Raw genomic sequence first — 15,779 nt, forward strand, 5'->3', positions numbered from 1 at the left:
CGCGGCCGCCCCATAGGGTTCGCGGTATGACGAAACCCGAGATCGCACCTGCGACGGGCAAGCTCGGCGTGCTGACGCCTGGCATGGGAGCGGTGGCGACCACGTTCATCGCCGGGGTGCTGGCCACGCGGGCTGGGCTGGCGGCGCCGATCGGCTCGGTCACGCAGATGGCCCACATCCGCCTCGGCGGTCGGACCGAAGGCCGCAACCCATTGATCAGGGACTTCGTTCCGCTAGCCAGCCTCGACGATCTGGTCTTCGGTGGCTGGGACCCCATTACGCCGAACGCACTCGAGGGCGCCCGCACCGCCGGTGTGCTCGAAGAACGCGACCTCGGCGTGATCTCGCGCGAGCTTGAAGGCATCGTGGCGATGGACGCCGTCTTCGATTCGCGCTGGGTGAGTCGGCTCGAAGGCACACGCACCAAGCCCTCGATGGGCAAACTCGACGCCGCCCAGGCGCTCATGGACGACATCGAACGCTTCCGCTCCGAGAACGAGTGCGACCGACTGGTGATGGTGTGGTGCGGCTCGACCGAGGCGTACCAAGAGCCAACCGAGGTGCACGCCAGCGTCGAGGCGTTCGAGGCGGGACTTGCCGCGGACGACGAGAACATCTCGCCGAGCCAGATCTACGCCTACGCCGCGCTCATGAGCGATGTGCCGTTCGCGAACGGCGCGCCGAACCTCAGTGTTGACATCCCGGTGATGACCGAGCTGTCGGAGCACCGTCGCATCCCCATTGCCGGCAAGGACTTCAAGACCGGCCAAACCCTCATGAAGACCCTCATCGCACCGGGTCTCAAGGCGCGGATGCTGGGATTGCGCGGCTGGTACTCCACCAACATCCTGGGCAACCGCGACGGCGAAGTGCTGGACGATCCTGAGAACTTCAAGACCAAGGAGACGTCGAAGCTCGGCGTGCTCGACACGATCTTGCAGCCCGACACCTACCCCGATCTCTACGGCGAGATCGATCACGTGGTGCGGATCAACTATTACCCACCCCGCGGCGACAACAAAGAGGGCTGGGACAGCATCGACATCTTCGGCTGGCTCGGCTACCCGATGCAGATCAAGATCGATTTTCTGTGCCGTGACTCGATCCTGGCGGCACCGATCGTGCTGGATCTCGCCCTGTTCTTGGATCTCGCTCAGCGAGCCGGCGAGGGAGGCGTTCAGGAGTGGCTGTCGTTCTACTTGAAGGCCCCACAGTCGGCGGATCCGGCCGGTCCCGAGCACGATCTGTTCATCCAGCAGACCAAGCTCAAGAACACGTTGCGCGAATGGATGGGCGAAGAGCCCGTCACCCACTCTGAAGCTGGGTGAGCGCCCGGCACTGGCGCCGCCGCAACTTTCTCATTTCGTTCTCAGACTGATCTCAGGGTTCGTTCAGAATGCTCCGTCATCGTGTGCTGCGTCGCAACACGCACACCCGAAAGGAGCGACGAAATGACGAAGCACACCGAGGGCCCGGGCGGGCACTCATTCAATTCAGAACACAGCGGCCGGGAATCTGAACCGGGACGCCGGCGCCGTAAACGCCGATGGTCGCTCATTGCGGTCGCATTGGCCACGCTGCTTGCAGCAGTGGTGACCGCCTCGCTCAGCGCCGGGCCTGCTTCGGCACAGAGCACGGAGGCGGACGGCACCGACCCCCAGGAGAGCTCCGACGGCGACAGCACGGACAGCCACGACTGCGACCACGAACCCAAGGGCCGCCGCGGTGCGATGACCGACACGCTGACCGAGGTGCTGGGCATTGACGCCTCCGAGCTGCGCACCGAGCTGAAGGCGGGTTCGACGATCGCGGAGATCGCCGAGGCCAATGACGTGGCGGTCGACGATGTGATCGATGCGCTGGTCGCCGCTGCGCAGGAGCGGGCGGCAGAACACGACAAAGAGGTCGACGCCGACGAGCTGACCGAGAAATTCACCGCCCTGGTGAACGGCAAGAAACCCGACCGCGGCGATCACGAGGTCAAGCGAGGCCTCCGAGGCCGCTGGCACCGGCACGGCGCCACGTCTGGCTAGCCCCTGGGCGCCGATCGGCCGATGCTGGCGCAAACGGCGACCCCCGCGGCGTCGACGACACCACCGGCCGCCCAAGCGGGCCAGCGAGGATTCTCCCTCCCTCGCTGGCCCGCTTGGGCGCGTTCGGGCGCGCCGTGCGCACATCGCTGACGGTCGTCCGCCAGGGATAGGTTCAGTCGCATGTCCGATGGAGCAACGACAGGCCGTGATGACAGCGCAGTGCTGCCGGTGCTGGACATCTCCCGCGACACCGATCCAGTCGCTGCTGCATCGCTCGGTGCCGAGCTCGACGACGCATGCCGCGGCATCGGTTTCTTCGCTGTGACCGGGCACGATGTGGTCGGATCGCTCCTCGATGAGATGCTCGCCGCATCGCGCCGGTTTTTCGCTCTGCCCCTTGCGGACAAGCGCCGTATCGCCATTGAGCGGCCACGCCACCACCGCGGCTATGCCGGGATCGAAGGCGAGCTTCTGCAGCCCGGTTTGAAGGCTGATCTCAAGGAGACACTGGACTTTGGCGTCGAGCGTTCCCCGACGACCCGGAATTGTCACCGCTCGAGGGACCGAACCAGTGGCCCGACCTCCCCGGTTTCCGCATCACTGTCGAGCGATATCAGGCTGCCGTGCTGCACGCCGCGCAGCGCGTCCTGCGGTTGGTTGACGCCGCGCTGGCTGTCTGGGGATTTCTTCGACGAACGCCTGCGCAGGCCCCTGGTGGGCACCCGCCTCATTCGCTAGCCGGGCACCGAATCGGGCTTGGCGGATCCGGCGCCGCCAGATCAGCTCGGCTGCGGCGCGCACAGCGATTACGGCTGCATCACGCTGCTGCTCACCGATGGCACCCCGGGGCTGCTGTTGCTCGCCGCGGACGGCGTATGGCACGACGTGATCGCCCCGCCGGGCAGCTTTATCGTGAATCTCGGCGACATGCTGGCCCGCTGGACCAATGACCGGTACCGCGCCACCGTGCACCGGGTGCAATCGCCGGTTGGCCGAGTTCGCTACTCAGTGCCTACGCTCGTCAACCCGTCCTACGACACCGTTGTGGAGTGCCTGCCGAGTTGTCTCGCAGCAGGTCAGCTGCCGAAGCACTCACCGATGTCGTCGGGTGCCTACTTGCAGTCCCGCTTCGACGAGACCTTCGCTTACCGCCGATAGCCGCATGGTCGTCTCTGGACATCGACATCGAACCTCTTACGTCACCCTGAAAACGGCTACCCGGGTCACGTTGTCCGGGTCCGCGAGGTCGGCGCCGTCGTAGATCGGCCGCTCCACGAAATGCAGCCCGACGATGGCGCCTTCGCCAACGCGGCGATCCAGCCAGTCCTCGAATCCGAATTCGGAGAAGTGCGCCGAGTTGATGCCGATGGCGCAGTGCGCCCCGCGGCGTGCCACACGCAGCAGTTCAGAGAGTGACTCGGGACCCAGGTGCCCGTGCGTGAAGGCCCCGGCGCTCACGATGCCGCCGTAGGTGTCGTCGGGCAGGTCGATCGGACCGGTGAGGTCTGCTTCGACAAGCTCCCGATAGACGGCGGCTCCGTCGACGGATTTCGAGCGCGCCTCGGCCAGCATTTCGGGCGATATGTCGATGCCGTCGATGGCGGTCACGCCCAGACGGCGCAGCTCAGCCCCCACGATGCCAGTGCCACACCCTGCGTCCAGCACCGGGCCGGCATCGGAGAAGCCGTCCGAGAACGTTGCCGCGACCTGCTGGTGGTAGATGTACCGGCTCTCGGCGATGAAGCCGGATTCGTAGGTCGGTGCCCACGCTGCATACAGCTCCCGGTTCGCCTCCGGGCCGTCGACCGCGTAGGCGTCGTCAAGTCCGACGGTTGAAGCTGGGGCTTCAGACTCCGGCGACGGTGTGGCAGCAGCGCTTTCAGTCATCGCGCGCCGAAGTTAGCGACCCCAGCCCGGAGTTGCCTAGACGAGCAGAGGGTCAGTGATGACTTCGACGAGCGCTGGACCCCGGTGGGCAAGCGCGGCGGACACCGCTGTGTCGAGCTCGGCAGGCGTTCTCACGAGATAGCCGGCTGCTCCACAGAGCTGGGCGAACTCGGCGAAGCTCGGGTTGTGCAGCGAGGTCTGCCAGACGTCGAGCTCGGCGGAGCGCTGCTCTTTCGAGATTTTCCCGAGCTCGGAGTTATTGAGCAGGACATGGGTGATGTCCATGCCGTATTTCACCGCAGTCGTCATCTCCATCGCGTACTGGCCGAATCCGCCGTCGCCGGAGATCGAGACCACCGCCCGCCCCGCCAGGTCCGGCCCCCAGATGCCCGGCGCGCGTTGGGTTGCCGCCCAGCAGCCCATTGCTGCGGGCAGGGCGAAGCCGATCGAGCCCAGGTAGCCCGACATCAGCACGGTCTGGCCACAGGTCTCGAAATAGCGGCCGAATGAGTAGGCGTGGTTGCCGACGTCGACTGCCATGAGGGCGTCGTCTGGCACCAGGCGACTCAAAGCGTCGAACACGACCGCGGATTTCATGCCGCGGTTCCGGTCATCGCCGCGCCGACTCGCCTTTTCGCCCCGCCAGATCGCCCAGCGCTGCGCAACCTCATCTGAGGTACCTCGCGTTGCGGGCTCGGGCACCGCGGCGGCGAGAGCACGAGCCGCAACGCCCACGTCAGAGAGCACCGGAGCAGTCACGGCGTGGAAGCGGCCCAATGCCATCGGGTCGAAGTCGACCTGCACGATCGGCTTGTACGACGCGATGCCGGTGTGGTTCGAGAACGAGACGCCGAACGTCGCCAGCATGTCGGCTTCGTTCATGAACCAGCTGGCGATCGGCGTGCCCGATCGGCCGAGCACGCCGCATGCCAGCGGGTGCGTGTCTGAGATCAGACCTTTTGCTTTGAATGTTGTCGCGACAGGTACGTCCATCGACTCCGCGAGTGCCACGATGTCGTCGATGCCGCCACGGGCGCCCTGTCCGACGATCACCATCGGTCGCGAGGCGCCGGCGAGCATGTCGACGGCGGCCTTCAACGCATCGTCGGGTGGTGAGACTGCCCGCGAACCGATTCGTCCGCCCGGCGAGCCGGCCGCCGATCCACTGTGGGCAGCCGGCAGCACCTGCACTTCGTCGGGCAGCACGAGGTGCGCCACGTCTCGCTCGACCAGCGCCGTCTTGCACGCCAGGTTCATGAGCTCGGTCGCATCCGAGCCCGCTTGCACCGTTTGGGAGTAGCGCGCCACGTCTGCGAACGCAGCCGACAGGTCGGTGTCCTGGAACGCGCCCCGGCCTCGCACCTTCGACGGGACTTGGCCCGAGATCGCCAGCACCGGCGCGCGGTCCGTCTTGGCGTCGTACAGCCCGGTGAGCATGTTGGTGCTGGCCGGGCCTGCGATGGCGAAGCAGGCGGCCAGCTCGCCGGTCAGCTTCGCGTATGCCGTCGCGGCAAATGCGGCAGCGCCCTCGTGACGCACGCCGATGAACGCGAGGTCACCGCGGGACTCGGCGATGCGGAGCGCATCGGCGAAGCCCAGGTTGGAGTGGCCGACCATGCCGAACACCCACGCGACACCCCACGCGGTCATCGTGTCGACGAGCTGATCTGAGATCGTGCGCGTCCGGTCAGAGTGCGTCGGCAGGGCGACGTAGACGCCGTCGCTGCGGACTTCGGTCCGGTAGGCCTCGGGAGCGTCGCCGAACGGCGGCGGGGGACGGCCGTTAGTGGGCGAGTAATCGTATCCGTGCCACGGGCATCGCAGCCAGCCGCCTTCGATGCTGCCCTCGCCGAGCGGTCCGCCTTGATGGGGGCACGCATTGGCCAGGCAACCGATGCCTGCGTCGGTGCGGGTGACGCACAGGCTCTCTCGTTCCACCGTCACTGTCGTGACCCGGCCCACATCGAGCTCTTCGATGCCGATCAGCCGGTGCCACGCGAATTCGCCGTCGGGCAGCACGGGAACCGCGACGCTGGGCGTCGCGGCATCGGAGGAATTGTCTGTCATCGTTTTCCTCTTGTCGATTGTGCTCATCGTCGCATACCTCACTCGCAACGCAGAGGCGGCCCATGATGCTGCGACGCGGCTCTAGCTTCGTCTCCGTGCTGTACCTCGTGCGTCACGCCTCCGCCGGCGACCGGCATGCTTGGCACGGCGATGACAGCCAGCGTCCTTTGGACGCGAAGGGCCATGCACAGGCCGCAGCTATCGCTCGAGCCCTCGAGAATTCCGGCCCCGGACGCGTGCTCTCGAGCCCGGCCGTGCGGTGCGTGCAGACGGTCGAACCGATTGCTGCGGCAACGGGACTCGAGATTGAGCTGGCGGACGAGCTGTCCGAAGGCGCCCACGGCATGCGGACCGAAGCACTGCTCGGCGAACTTGCAGGCGGCAACGGGGTCGCCGTGCTGTGCAGTCACGGAGATGTGATCCCCGAGGTTCTCTGGCGTCTCGCCTACCGCGGCGTGGACGTGGACGGTCTTGGTCGTTGCAAGAAGGCGTCCATCTGGGAACTGCATGTTCGCGACGGCGTTGTCACGCACGGCGCGTATCGCGCCCCCCGCACCTTTGGCGCAGGCGCCAACGACGTCGCGTGATGCACACGCTCGACGCTCGCGCTGTCCGGGCGGCCACGCCGTGGAGCGAGCTCATCGACGCAATCGCACGCATGCTCGTCGACGACAATGTGGCCGTTCCGAACCGCCAGATCCATGATGTCGGCCTTCCCGACGGCGGGACGGGGGCACTGCTCGTCATGCCGGCGTGGATTGAGCGCGACTCGATCGGCGTAAAGGCCGTCACCTACTTTCCCTCGAACGTCGACGTGCCGACCATCAACGCCGGCTATCTCCTGTTCGACGGCCGCACCGGTCAGCTGCACGCGGTGCTCGACGGCGATGAGCTGACGCTGCGCCGAACGGCGGCCGTCTCGGCGCTTGCCGCGGTGCACCTGGCGCGGCCCGACGCTTGTCGACTGCTTGTTGTCGGCACCGGCAAGCTCGCGCCAAACTTGGCGCTGGCGCACTCGTCGGTGCGGCGCTTCGACACCGTGGAGATCTGGGGCCGCAATGCCGACCGCGCCGATGCTGTCGCTCGACAGCTCGCCGACCAGGGGCTCCCGGCCCGACCGGCCTCCTCACTCGACGCAGCCCTGCGCCGTGCCGACATCGTCTCGTGCGCGACCGGCGCAACGAGCCCGCTGGTGCGTGGCGAATTGCTCGCGCCGGGCGCTCATCTCGACTTGGTGGGCAGCTTCCGGGCGGACATGCGGGAGGCCGACGATGCCGCGGTGACGCGGACGACGCTGTTCGTCGACACCGTCGATGGCGCAGTCCAGTCTGGCGATCTCGCTCAGCCGCTCGATGCCGGAATCATCTCGGTCGGCTCGATTGCGGCTGACCTGCGTGCGCTCGCAGCCGGCGAACACCCGGGTCGCTCCGCGGACGACGAGATCACGATGTTCAAGTCCGTCGGTTCCGCTCTGTCCGACCTGGCGGCAGCCCGGCTGGCGCTAGCGCGCACCGAGTCTGCGTGACATGAAGTTCGCCCCAGCTCGCATGACGGGTCGGCCGACCGGTTGGGCGCTTGCAGCGCTCGGAATGCTGCTCGTGTCCACAGACTCCTTGTGGGTACGGGTGTCACGGGCGAGTGCCTGGGATGTCGCCTTCGTCGTCGGCGTGCTGTCGATAGTTCTCTACGCCGGAATCGTGGCGCACACAGCGGCGTCGTCATGGGCGTCAATTCGATCTGACACCAAGCCGCTGCTGCTGGCTGGTGTGCTGGGCACGGTCAGCCAGCTCACGTTTCTCAACGCCATCACCCACACCGAAGTGCCTCACGTCGTCGCGATCGTGGCCGCGGCGCCGTTGCTTGCCGCAGCAGTGGCGTGGATCGTGCTGCGCGAACGCACGTCGGCACGCGTGGCGATCGGGATTGCGCTCACGGTGGTCGGCATCGGCCTCGTGGTCGGTGACTCGCTCGGAACGCCGAACCTGCTGGGCGATTTCCTAGCGCTCGTCGCGGTCGCCGCGTTCGCTGTCATCACTGTGGTCTGGCGGCGGTATCAGACCATGAGCCGCACGGTCGGGTTGGCTCTGTCCTCGGCCTTTGTCGTGGTCATCTCGGCGTTCTGGGCTGACCCGACCACGCTCGATGGCCGCGCGATACTGGCGATGTTCGCGATGGGATTGTGCTGCAATCCGCTGGGTCGGCTCGCATACAGCACGGCTCCGAAGTACGCGCCAGCAGGCGAGGTGGCCCTGTTCGCTCCCGTCGAGACGGTCGCCGGCATCGGCTGGGCTGCGCTCTTTCTCAACGAGTTCCCCACGATCGCAACCGTCATTGGCGCGGTGGTGATTGTCGCGGGGGTGTTGTACGGCACGGTCCTACGCGGCCCGGGCGCCGACGGCGTAACCCACCTCGCGGCATCTGAGGGCAATTGACGGCAACGCCCGGGCCCCGCCGGCAGTTCGACGGGCGTCCGCATATGGGCTGGTTGCTACTGTCGGCTGGCATGGGATCGGATAAGGTGGCCTCGGGTTCCCTTGATGCTGTTGCTGAGCCCGACACGACGGTCGAGCTGCCGCGCATGAAGCGACGCGACTACGAGCGAGAGCTCGGACTCCTGCAGCAGGAGATGGTGCGGCTGCAGCGCTGGATCCGGCACAAGGGCCTCAAGGTCGTCGTCATCTTCGAGGGCCGCGACGCGGCAGGCAAGGGCGGCACGATCAAGCGCATCACGGATCGGCTGAATCCGCGTGTCGTGCGGGTTGTGGCGCTCGGCACACCCAGCGACCGTGAGAAGACCCAGTGGTGGTTTCAGCGTTATGTCGAAGATCTGCCCGCTGCAGGCGAGATGGTGCTGTTCGATCGCAGTTGGTACAACCGTGGCCTCGTCGAGCCGGTCATGGGCTTCTGCACCGAGGAGGAGTATCAGGAATTTCTCCGCTCGTGCCCGGAGTTCGAACGGATGCTGGTGCGCTCAGGCATCATCCTCATCAAGTACTGGTTCTCGGTCAGCGATGCCGAGCAGGAGCGGCGGTTTCAGAGCCGCATCGCAGACCCGGTCAAGCGGTGGAAGCTGTCGCCGATGGACCTCGAGGCGCGGGCGCATTGGGTGGACTTCTCCCGAGCCAAGGACACGCTGTTCGCTCACACCGACATCAAGCAGGCGCCGTGGCGGGTGGTCAACGCTGACGACAAGAAGGCCGCTCGGCTGAACTGCATTGCCCACCTGCTCTCGCAGATCCCTTACGAGACGGTGCCGTGGGAGCACGTCGAGCTTCCCGAGCGACGATCGTCGGGAGGGTACGTCCGCCCGCCGATGTCGGATCAGACGTTCGTGCCCGATCTGTACTGAAACTCGGCAGTCGAGACTGGACAGGCTTGCGTCGGGCGGTTTCCCGCTCGGCCTGTTTCACGATTCTGTCGAGAGCTTGAGCAGCCTCGCTGCGATCGGCCGGGCCTCGTCGAATCCTGCGTCGAAGTGATCGCCGGGAACCCGGTGCAGCACGTCCAGTGCCTGCAGGCTGGTCGCGGGCAGCCCGTCGAGACCGATCACGATGCACTCGGTGTCGTGCTCCATCGCTGCGTCGATGAGCTGTTCCACCACGAGCGCCGCGCTGTCGTCGATGCAGACGGTCTCGGAGAAATCCAGGATCACGACTTGGTGCTCCTGGATGTCCTTGCTCATGGCGATTCGCAGCCGGTTCGACGAGGCGACCGTGAAACTGCCGCGCATCTTGACGAGACCGACGCGCGCCGAGAACGTATCGAATTGGGTGATGTCGAGATTCTCGCTGTCAGCGAAGAACGCTGCGTCCAGAATCGGCACGGACACGACCGAGTCGAGTTCGAGCCGCTCAAACCGGCGACTCGCGGCGAGGGCAGCACCGACCATGCCGACCGCAATGCCCATCAAGAAATCTACGAACACCGTGAGTCCGAGCGTGAGCAGCATCACCAGCGCGTGCTCGCGTTGAACCCTGTACAGGTGCGTGATGAGTCGCCAGTCGATGAGGCCGAAGTCGAGATACAGCAGGATCCCGGCCAGCACGGCATAGGGGATGTCGTCGACCAGTCCCCCCAGCACCAGGGTCAGTACCCCGACGACGACTGCCGACAGCGCCCCGGCGACACGGGTCTGTGCACCTGCCCGGATGTTCGCGTGCGTGGCGGCGGGCGCACCGGCGCCAGGCAGCCCGCCGACGATGCCGGCCAACGCGTTGCCGAGGCCGACGCCGATGAGCTCGCGGTCGGGATCGTGCTGGTGGGCGGTCATGGAGTCCGCGGCTGTGGCATTGAGCAGGCTGTTCAGGGTTCCGATGAGGGCGATCGTCATGGCGCCGCCGACAGCGCTCCAAAAGCCGCCCGAGGGCATCTCCATGCTCCAGAAATCGGGCAGTCCGTCGACAATCTCGCCGATGCGGGCCCCGCCGTCGAAGACCCATGTGCCAAGCAGAATCCCGCACACGAGTGCGCCCGCGGTGGCGGGCACGTAGTCACGCCATCGCTTGGGCCAGGCTCCACAGATCACGATGGTGATCACTGCCAAACCGAATGCGCGGAATTCCATGTCGCTGAATGCATCGGGCCAAGCGCGAATTGAGTCCAGCGGATTGCCTCGCTCGGCGGGGGCGCCGAGGAACGGCAGCACCTGCAGCAGCACGATCATCACGCCGACGCCGCTGATGAAGCCCGAGGTCACCGAGTACGGCGTGTATTGCACCAGGCGACCGAGTCGCAGCAGGCCGAGCAGCACTTGGATGATCCCGGCGATGAAGATGATGGCCAGTGCCTCGACGGCACTGTCCGCGGAACGCACCAGAACGAACGAGACTGCGATAGCGACGGGTGCTGTCGCAGCGGAGATCTGGACCTTCGTGCCACCCACAACGGCGGCAAGGAAGCCGACTGCTACAGCTCCCCACAGACCGGCAACGGGCCCAGGCCCGACACCACGCCGAACGCGAGTGCGAGCGGTAGCACCACAACCGCCGAGGTGATGCCGCCTCGGACATCCGAAAGCAGGCGCTGAGCGTCGTAGTTCATGTCAGGCCTCACCGCCCCAGCCCCGCTCGCGGGTCACTGTGGTTCACCCCCCCTGCGGGGACTAGCGGAGCGAGGCCACCGATCTAGCGGTGCGTCTGAGCAAGCTCAGCCGCTGTGTTTGGATGGTTCGTCTGAGCGAGCTCAACCGTTGTGTTTGGATGGTTCGTCTGAGCGAGCTCAACCGAACATGCCCCCATCGACCGTGAATTCCTGGCCGGTGCAGTAACTGCTGGCGTCCGACGCCAGGAACAGCACCACTCGACCGACTTCGGCCGGTTCGGCGATGCGGCGCAGCGGCACGTGGCGCAGCACTCGGCGGGTGCGGTCGGAGTCCTCGTTGAAGACCGATGTCTGCGCCAGCATCTCGGTGTCGATGTAGCCGGGATGAACCGAGTTGACGCGCACGTTGCGCCGGCCCAGCTCCTTGGCGGCCGACTTGGTCATGCCGCGCACGGCCCATTTGCTGGCGCTGTAGGCGAACGATCCCATGGTGCCCATGAGGCCCGCGACCGAGCTGATGTTGATGATGGAGCCGGACTCTGCTTCGGCCATCACGGCCCCGACCTTCTGCATGCCCAGGAACGGGCCGAGAGCGTTGATGCGCATCATGCGGTGATAGTCCTCGGCAGTGGTGTTCATCAGCCCGGCAGCCTGGAAGATGCCGGCGTTGTTGACCAGCACGTCGATGCGCCCATGCCGATTCACGACGTCGGCGACGACTGCATCCCAATCGGCCTCCGAGGCCACGTCCTGATGCAGGTACTCGCATCCCACCTCGGCGGCGGTCCGCTCGCCCTCTTCGTCGAGCACGTCGGTGAGGACCACGGTTGCACCCTCGTCAACAAAGAGCTGCCCTTCGACAGCGCCTTGCCCTCGTGCGCCCCCAGTAATGATCGCGACTCGTCCGTCTAGAACACCCATCTGCTGCCTCCATGCGTCGATGCGGTTGGTTGCGGCGCAGTTGGCGCCGAAGCCGTGCGTGCGCACGGCTGACGGCGAGACCCTAGACCTCAGGAGCAACCCGTACAGAGGCGTCGCTGCACCCGGGCACGGCGACCGGGCTCAGTTTCGTGTCGTGGCCTGCAGTTCGGTGAGGATCGCCGTGAGGTGCTCGCCGTCTTCGGGGTTGTTGACGGGCAGCGAGAACTCGATGCGGTCGATGAGGGCGCCGTATCGCTCGGCGAGCAGCCTGCCGATCTGGTCGTGCGTGCCGACGGTCGCAATGGTGTGGAGCATCTCATCAGAGACCAGCCGGGGGATCTCATCCCATCGCTGCTCCTTCGACAGCGACGCGCCTTGTTGTGCCTCGTCAGTCCAGCCGTGCACATCGAACGCCGCCTGGTATGCGGGCGTCGACAGGTAGAAGCCCACGCGGTCGCGCACCGTGCGCACCACCTTGGAAAGCGTTGCTTCGTCGGGCGCCGTTGCCACCAGCGGCTTCATGCACCAGTCCACCTCTGCGGCATCTCGGCCCGCCCGCGTTGCGCCACGCTCGACGGCGGGTGCCATGACGTCGGTGATGAACAGCGGCGAGCAGACGGGATGCAGCCGGATGCCGTCCGCGACCTCGCCCGCGACGCCGCACATGCTGGGGTTGATCGCGGCGACTTGGATCGGGATGTCGGGGTGTTCGATGGGCCCTGGGTCAAACAGCGGCACCATGAGGCTCAAGCGGTAGTGCTCGCTTTCGTAGTTGAGCGGCGTGCGGTCCTGCCAGCACTGCCACACGGCACGCACAGCACCCACGTAGTCACGCATCCACGGTCCTGGCGCTGACCATTCCATGCCGTAGCGGCGGCGAATATGGCCACGCACTTGCGAACCCAGCCCGAGGATCACACGCCCGCTCGATGCCTTCTGCAGCGTCCACGACGACAGCGCCGTCACGGTCGGTGAACGGGGGAACGCCATCGCCACCGAGGTGCCAAGTCCGAGCGTAGTGGTCGCGACGGCCGCCATCGCCAGTATCTGGTAGGGGTCGTCCTTGGTTTCCTCCACCACCAGCGCGTCGTAGCCCAGTTCCTCCACCTGCGCGGCGGCCACGCCGATGCGGGCAACGTCGAGCGGAACGTCCGGCGCTCGCAGTCCTGGGTCGAGCTTGCCAAGCGGTAGCAGTGTCTCAGTCTTCATGTCTCAGCCCTCCACCAGCAGGCGAGGCGTGCGGCCCGCGAGGAACGAATCGAGCTGGGAAACGAACAGGTCGTCGTTGCGAGACGGCATCCCACTGCCGGCACCGCCGATGTGGGTCGTCATGACGACCTTGGGGTGATTCCAGAGTGGGCTGTCAGCGGGCAACGGCTCGATATCGAAGACATCGAGCACCGCCGTCGCGGGACGGTCCCCGTCCAGCCATGCCAGCAGGGCATCGGCGTCGATGACGGATCCACGGGCCACGTTGACCAGCACCGCGTCGTCGCGCACCGACGCCAGGAATTTGGCATCGACGAGTCCCCGCGTTTCATCAGTGAGCGGGCACGTCAGGACCACCACGTCAGCCAGAGGCAGCTCATCGGCAAGGGCTTCCATCGTCACCATCGCATCGGCGGCCTCGAGGTCTGCGGCATCGGCGACGCTGCGACGCGCACCGACGACGACTGCGCCAAACGGCCGTGCCAGCGCTGCCAGCTTGTGGCCGATCGAGCCGAAGCCGATCACCAGCCAGCGACTGCCCCGCACCTCTCGCCACGGCTCCTGCAGCCAGACACCGGCTCGCCGACGGTCGATCCGTCCTTCCCAGCCATGAAGGGTGTGCAGGACCAGCGACATCGTGTGCTCGGCGGTGGCGTCGTTCGGAGCGTCACTGCGGCTCAGCTGAACTCCGCCGGCCAACAGCTGCTGGAACGGCGGTGCGTCGGTGCCGGCGAGACACGCTTGGGTCCAACGGAGGGTTCCTGGCGCAAGAGCCGCCTCGACAAAGGCCGGAAACGATCCGGAGAACAGCAGGCTGATCGAAACCCACGCCGCCTCGGGCGCGTACGTCGCGCCCGAGGCGGCGTTCCCGGCCCCATCGACTACCGACGTGCCGTCGGCCAGCGTGACGCCGTCGGGAGCCCACAGCAGCGGTTCGATGTCGTGGTCGAGCGCCGTGAGTCGGCCGGCTAGGCGCAGATAGTCATCGGCGGGCAACAGGACTTGACGAGAAGGCACGCCTGAACGCTACGCAGCCGCGGCCCGCACGGCCTCGCTGTCGACGTCGCGCTCGTGTCTACGGTGCGATGCCTATCCGTTCGGCCTCCTAGGGTGCGGCGGATGCCAGCTGCGAGCGGGCGCGTCGCGCTGCCGAGTTCTACGTCGCCCGAAGCGGCACGCCCCGACGGCCCGCTGCAGCGATTCGGCCTGACTTTCGTGCTGGTGGCCACCATGATCCTGGGGCCATTCCCGTTGATCGCGCCCGCGATCGTGGCGGTGGACTTGATCTCCACGCTCGGCATCACGACGTCGACGTTCGGGATCGCCATCTCCGCCAACACCGTTGCGGCGGCGGTGTTCGCGCCGCTGTCGGGACGCCTGACGGATCGCTTCGGGTCGAAGCTGTCAACGGTGCTCACGATGGCCACGGCGGGCCTGGGCCTCATCGTCATGGCCTACGCCGCTCGGCTCTCAGTGTTGATCTGTGCAGCTGTGTTTGCCGGGCTCGGACAGGGCTGGTGCAACCCGGCCAGTAACAAGCTCATTGCCGAACGGGTGCCCGCCGGCCGCCAAGGCACCATCACCGGTATCAAGCAGTCCGGCGTGATGTTCGGCAGCACCCTGGCGGGTGCGACATTGCCGACGCTGGCAGTTGCATTCGGCTGGCGCGCTGCGATGGCCGTCTATGGCGTCGTCGCGCTGGTGACAGCGACGGGCGTGCAGATCTTCATGCGTTCTGACCGCGGCGGTCGCACTGCGGCAGCCACCCACTCAGAGGCGACGGGCCACGCTCGCCACAGCCCGGGCCTCCTCTCCGGTGGGGGCCGTCACGTGGTGGCTGCCGCGAACGGCGGCGGCTGGGTCCCCGTCGGTCGCAGAGGCGAGGCCGTGCGACGCGCATTCGGACAGTCGGTGCCGCTGATCCAGCGAAGCAACCCCGAGGCAGCGCGCAACGCGGAAACGGCGGCAGCGCAGCTTCTCGAGGCCACGGAGCGGCGAGTGCGTCGCCGGCTCATTGGCATCGTGACCTGGTACTCGCTGCTCATGGGGTCGATCGTGGGCGGCGTAAGTCGCTTCCTTCCGCTGTTCGCCGAAGAGGCGCTGGGGTGGACGAATTTCTGGGCGGGCATGGTCACCGCGCTCATGGGGGTCACTGCGGTGGTCTCACGCGTGTGGTGGGCACGCACGACTGAGCGCCGCGTCGCGCCGCTGCGCGCACTGGCGTTGCAGGCCGCCCTGACGGTCGGTGCCATAGCGCTGCTCTTTGCCGCTGTCGATGTCGGCGGGGCGCTGCTGTGGGTTATGGCACCGCTCGCGGGATTCAGCATGGCCTCATGGAACGCGGTGGCGATGCTGGCGCTCATCACCGGCGTGCCGGTGGCCCTGGCCGGTCGAGCCTCTGGAATCGTGATGCTCGGCTTCATGTCGGGACTCAGCGTGGGCGGGCTCTTCACTGGATACATCGTCGAGTGGACAGGCAGCTACCAGCTCGTGTGGCTACTCTTCGGTGCCTGTGCTGTTGCCTCGACGGTGCTGGCGCTGCTCTATAGCGGCCCCCGCCCCGCAGTGTGAGCTCTGTCACGGCCGGCAACCCCGCCGGTCCGTTTGCGCCGGTCCGTTGGC

General features: G+C 66.6%; 16 protein-coding genes. 9 read left to right on the top strand and 7 right to left on the bottom strand.

The features are described 5' to 3' along the window. Positions 1-26 precede the first annotated feature (26 nt). The 4 genes from ACQY5K_RS00370 to ACQY5K_RS00385 all read left to right on the top strand — a co-directional run bounded on the left by ACQY5K_RS00370 (position 27) and on the right by ACQY5K_RS00385 (position 3,191). Positions 27-1,328 carry an inositol-3-phosphate synthase gene (locus ACQY5K_RS00370; protein ID WP_428119033.1) on the top strand — a complete coding sequence of 434 codons (1,302 nt, stop codon included), beginning with the start codon at positions 27-29 and terminating at the stop codon, positions 1,326-1,328. Between the two features lie 123 nt (positions 1,329-1,451). Next, on the top strand, positions 1,452-2,033 hold the full coding sequence (locus tag ACQY5K_RS00375; RefSeq protein WP_428119035.1) for a hypothetical protein: 582 nt from the start codon (positions 1,452-1,454) through the stop codon (positions 2,031-2,033). A gap of 180 nt (positions 2,034-2,213) precedes the next feature. After that, positions 2,214-2,771: a 2-oxoglutarate and iron-dependent oxygenase domain-containing protein gene (locus tag ACQY5K_RS00380; RefSeq protein ID WP_428119037.1), complete on the top strand. Its 558-nt coding sequence runs from the start codon at positions 2,214-2,216 to the stop codon at positions 2,769-2,771. Between the two features lie 18 nt (positions 2,772-2,789). Further along, on the top strand, positions 2,790-3,191 hold the full coding sequence (locus tag ACQY5K_RS00385) for a 2OG-Fe(II) oxygenase family protein (RefSeq protein ID WP_428119039.1): 402 nt from the start codon (positions 2,790-2,792) through the stop codon (positions 3,189-3,191). Positions 3,192-3,227: 36 nt separating this feature from the next. Here ACQY5K_RS00385 and ACQY5K_RS00390 read toward each other — a convergent pair whose 3' ends face one another. Continuing rightward, on the bottom strand, positions 3,228-3,920 hold the full coding sequence (locus tag ACQY5K_RS00390) for a class I SAM-dependent DNA methyltransferase (protein ID WP_428119041.1): 693 nt from the start codon (positions 3,918-3,920) through the stop codon (positions 3,228-3,230). Between the two features lie 36 nt (positions 3,921-3,956). Continuing rightward, positions 3,957-5,987, bottom strand: coding sequence for a thiamine pyrophosphate-binding protein (locus ACQY5K_RS00395; RefSeq protein ID WP_428119043.1), 2,031 nt, complete (start codon positions 5,985-5,987; stop codon positions 3,957-3,959). A gap of 95 nt (positions 5,988-6,082) precedes the next feature. Here ACQY5K_RS00395 and ACQY5K_RS00400 point away from each other — a divergent pair, with 95 nt between their 5' ends. The 4 genes from ACQY5K_RS00400 to ppk2 all read left to right on the top strand — a co-directional run bounded on the left by ACQY5K_RS00400 (position 6,083) and on the right by ppk2 (position 9,336). Continuing rightward, positions 6,083-6,574, top strand: a complete 492-nt coding sequence (locus ACQY5K_RS00400) for a SixA phosphatase family protein (RefSeq protein WP_428119046.1) — start codon at positions 6,083-6,085, stop codon at positions 6,572-6,574. Further along, positions 6,574-7,512, top strand: a complete 939-nt coding sequence (locus ACQY5K_RS00405) for an ornithine cyclodeaminase family protein (RefSeq protein ID WP_428122795.1) — start codon at positions 6,574-6,576, stop codon at positions 7,510-7,512. The genes ACQY5K_RS00400 and ACQY5K_RS00405 overlap by 1 nt, the downstream gene beginning before the upstream one ends. 1 nt (position 7,513) lies before the next feature. After that, positions 7,514-8,419, top strand: coding sequence for a DMT family transporter (locus ACQY5K_RS00410; protein WP_428119048.1), 906 nt, complete (start codon positions 7,514-7,516; stop codon positions 8,417-8,419). A 146-nt stretch (positions 8,420-8,565) separates the two neighbouring features. Then, the gene (ppk2, locus tag ACQY5K_RS00415) at positions 8,566-9,336 is read left to right on the top strand and encodes a polyphosphate kinase 2 (protein ID WP_428122797.1); all 771 of its coding nucleotides are present in this window, start codon (positions 8,566-8,568) and stop codon (positions 9,334-9,336) included. Between the two features lie 57 nt (positions 9,337-9,393). Here the strand turns inward: ppk2 and ACQY5K_RS00420 are convergent, their stop codons facing one another. From ACQY5K_RS00420 to ACQY5K_RS00440, 5 genes are all read right to left on the bottom strand, one after another. Further along, on the bottom strand, positions 9,394-10,869 hold the full coding sequence (locus tag ACQY5K_RS00420) for a SulP family inorganic anion transporter (RefSeq protein ID WP_428119050.1): 1,476 nt from the start codon (positions 10,867-10,869) through the stop codon (positions 9,394-9,396). 23 nt (positions 10,870-10,892) lie between these two features. Next, a complete protein-coding gene (locus ACQY5K_RS00425) occupies positions 10,893-11,039 on the bottom strand; it encodes a hypothetical protein (RefSeq protein ID WP_428119052.1) in 147 nt (48 codons plus the stop codon). A gap of 165 nt (positions 11,040-11,204) precedes the next feature. Further along, positions 11,205-12,014, bottom strand: coding sequence for an SDR family NAD(P)-dependent oxidoreductase (locus ACQY5K_RS00430; protein ID WP_428119054.1), 810 nt, complete (start codon positions 12,012-12,014; stop codon positions 11,205-11,207). A gap of 75 nt (positions 12,015-12,089) precedes the next feature. Beyond that, complete coding sequence (locus ACQY5K_RS00435) at positions 12,090-13,157, bottom strand: TIGR03617 family F420-dependent LLM class oxidoreductase (RefSeq protein ID WP_428119056.1); 1,068 nt, start codon at positions 13,155-13,157, stop codon at positions 12,090-12,092. 3 nt (positions 13,158-13,160) lie between these two features. Further along, complete coding sequence (locus ACQY5K_RS00440) at positions 13,161-14,174, bottom strand: NAD(P)-dependent oxidoreductase (protein ID WP_428119058.1); 1,014 nt, start codon at positions 14,172-14,174, stop codon at positions 13,161-13,163. Between the two features lie 102 nt (positions 14,175-14,276). Here ACQY5K_RS00440 and ACQY5K_RS00445 point away from each other — a divergent pair, with 102 nt between their 5' ends. Continuing rightward, complete coding sequence (locus tag ACQY5K_RS00445) at positions 14,277-15,728, top strand: MFS transporter (RefSeq protein ID WP_428119060.1); 1,452 nt, start codon at positions 14,277-14,279, stop codon at positions 15,726-15,728. Positions 15,729-15,779: the final 51 nt, after the last annotated feature.

Source organism: Candidatus Poriferisodalis sp. (assembly GCF_965262965.1).
GTDB lineage: Bacteria > Actinomycetota > Acidimicrobiia > Acidimicrobiales > Poriferisodalaceae > Poriferisodalis.

Coding starts and splice junctions, on each gene's coding strand:
- ACQY5K_RS00445 (WP_428119060.1), top strand. CDS start 14,277: ATGCCAGCTGCGAGCGGGCGCGTCGCGCTGCCGAGTTCTACGTCGCCC.
- ACQY5K_RS00405 (WP_428122795.1), top strand. CDS start 6,574: ATGCACACGCTCGACGCTCGCGCTGTCCGGGCGGCCACGCCGTGGAGC.
- ACQY5K_RS00410 (WP_428119048.1), top strand. CDS start 7,514: ATGAAGTTCGCCCCAGCTCGCATGACGGGTCGGCCGACCGGTTGGGCG.
- ACQY5K_RS00380 (WP_428119037.1), top strand. CDS start 2,214: ATGTCCGATGGAGCAACGACAGGCCGTGATGACAGCGCAGTGCTGCCG.
- ACQY5K_RS00375 (WP_428119035.1), top strand. CDS start 1,452: ATGACGAAGCACACCGAGGGCCCGGGCGGGCACTCATTCAATTCAGAA.
- ppk2 (WP_428122797.1), top strand. CDS start 8,566: ATGAAGCGACGCGACTACGAGCGAGAGCTCGGACTCCTGCAGCAGGAG.
- ACQY5K_RS00390 (WP_428119041.1), bottom strand. CDS start 3,920: ATGACTGAAAGCGCTGCTGCCACACCGTCGCCGGAGTCTGAAGCCCCA.
- ACQY5K_RS00435 (WP_428119056.1), bottom strand. CDS start 13,157: ATGAAGACTGAGACACTGCTACCGCTTGGCAAGCTCGACCCAGGACTG.
- ACQY5K_RS00370 (WP_428119033.1), top strand. CDS start 27: ATGACGAAACCCGAGATCGCACCTGCGACGGGCAAGCTCGGCGTGCTG.
- ACQY5K_RS00395 (WP_428119043.1), bottom strand. CDS start 5,987: ATGACAGACAATTCCTCCGATGCCGCGACGCCCAGCGTCGCGGTTCCC.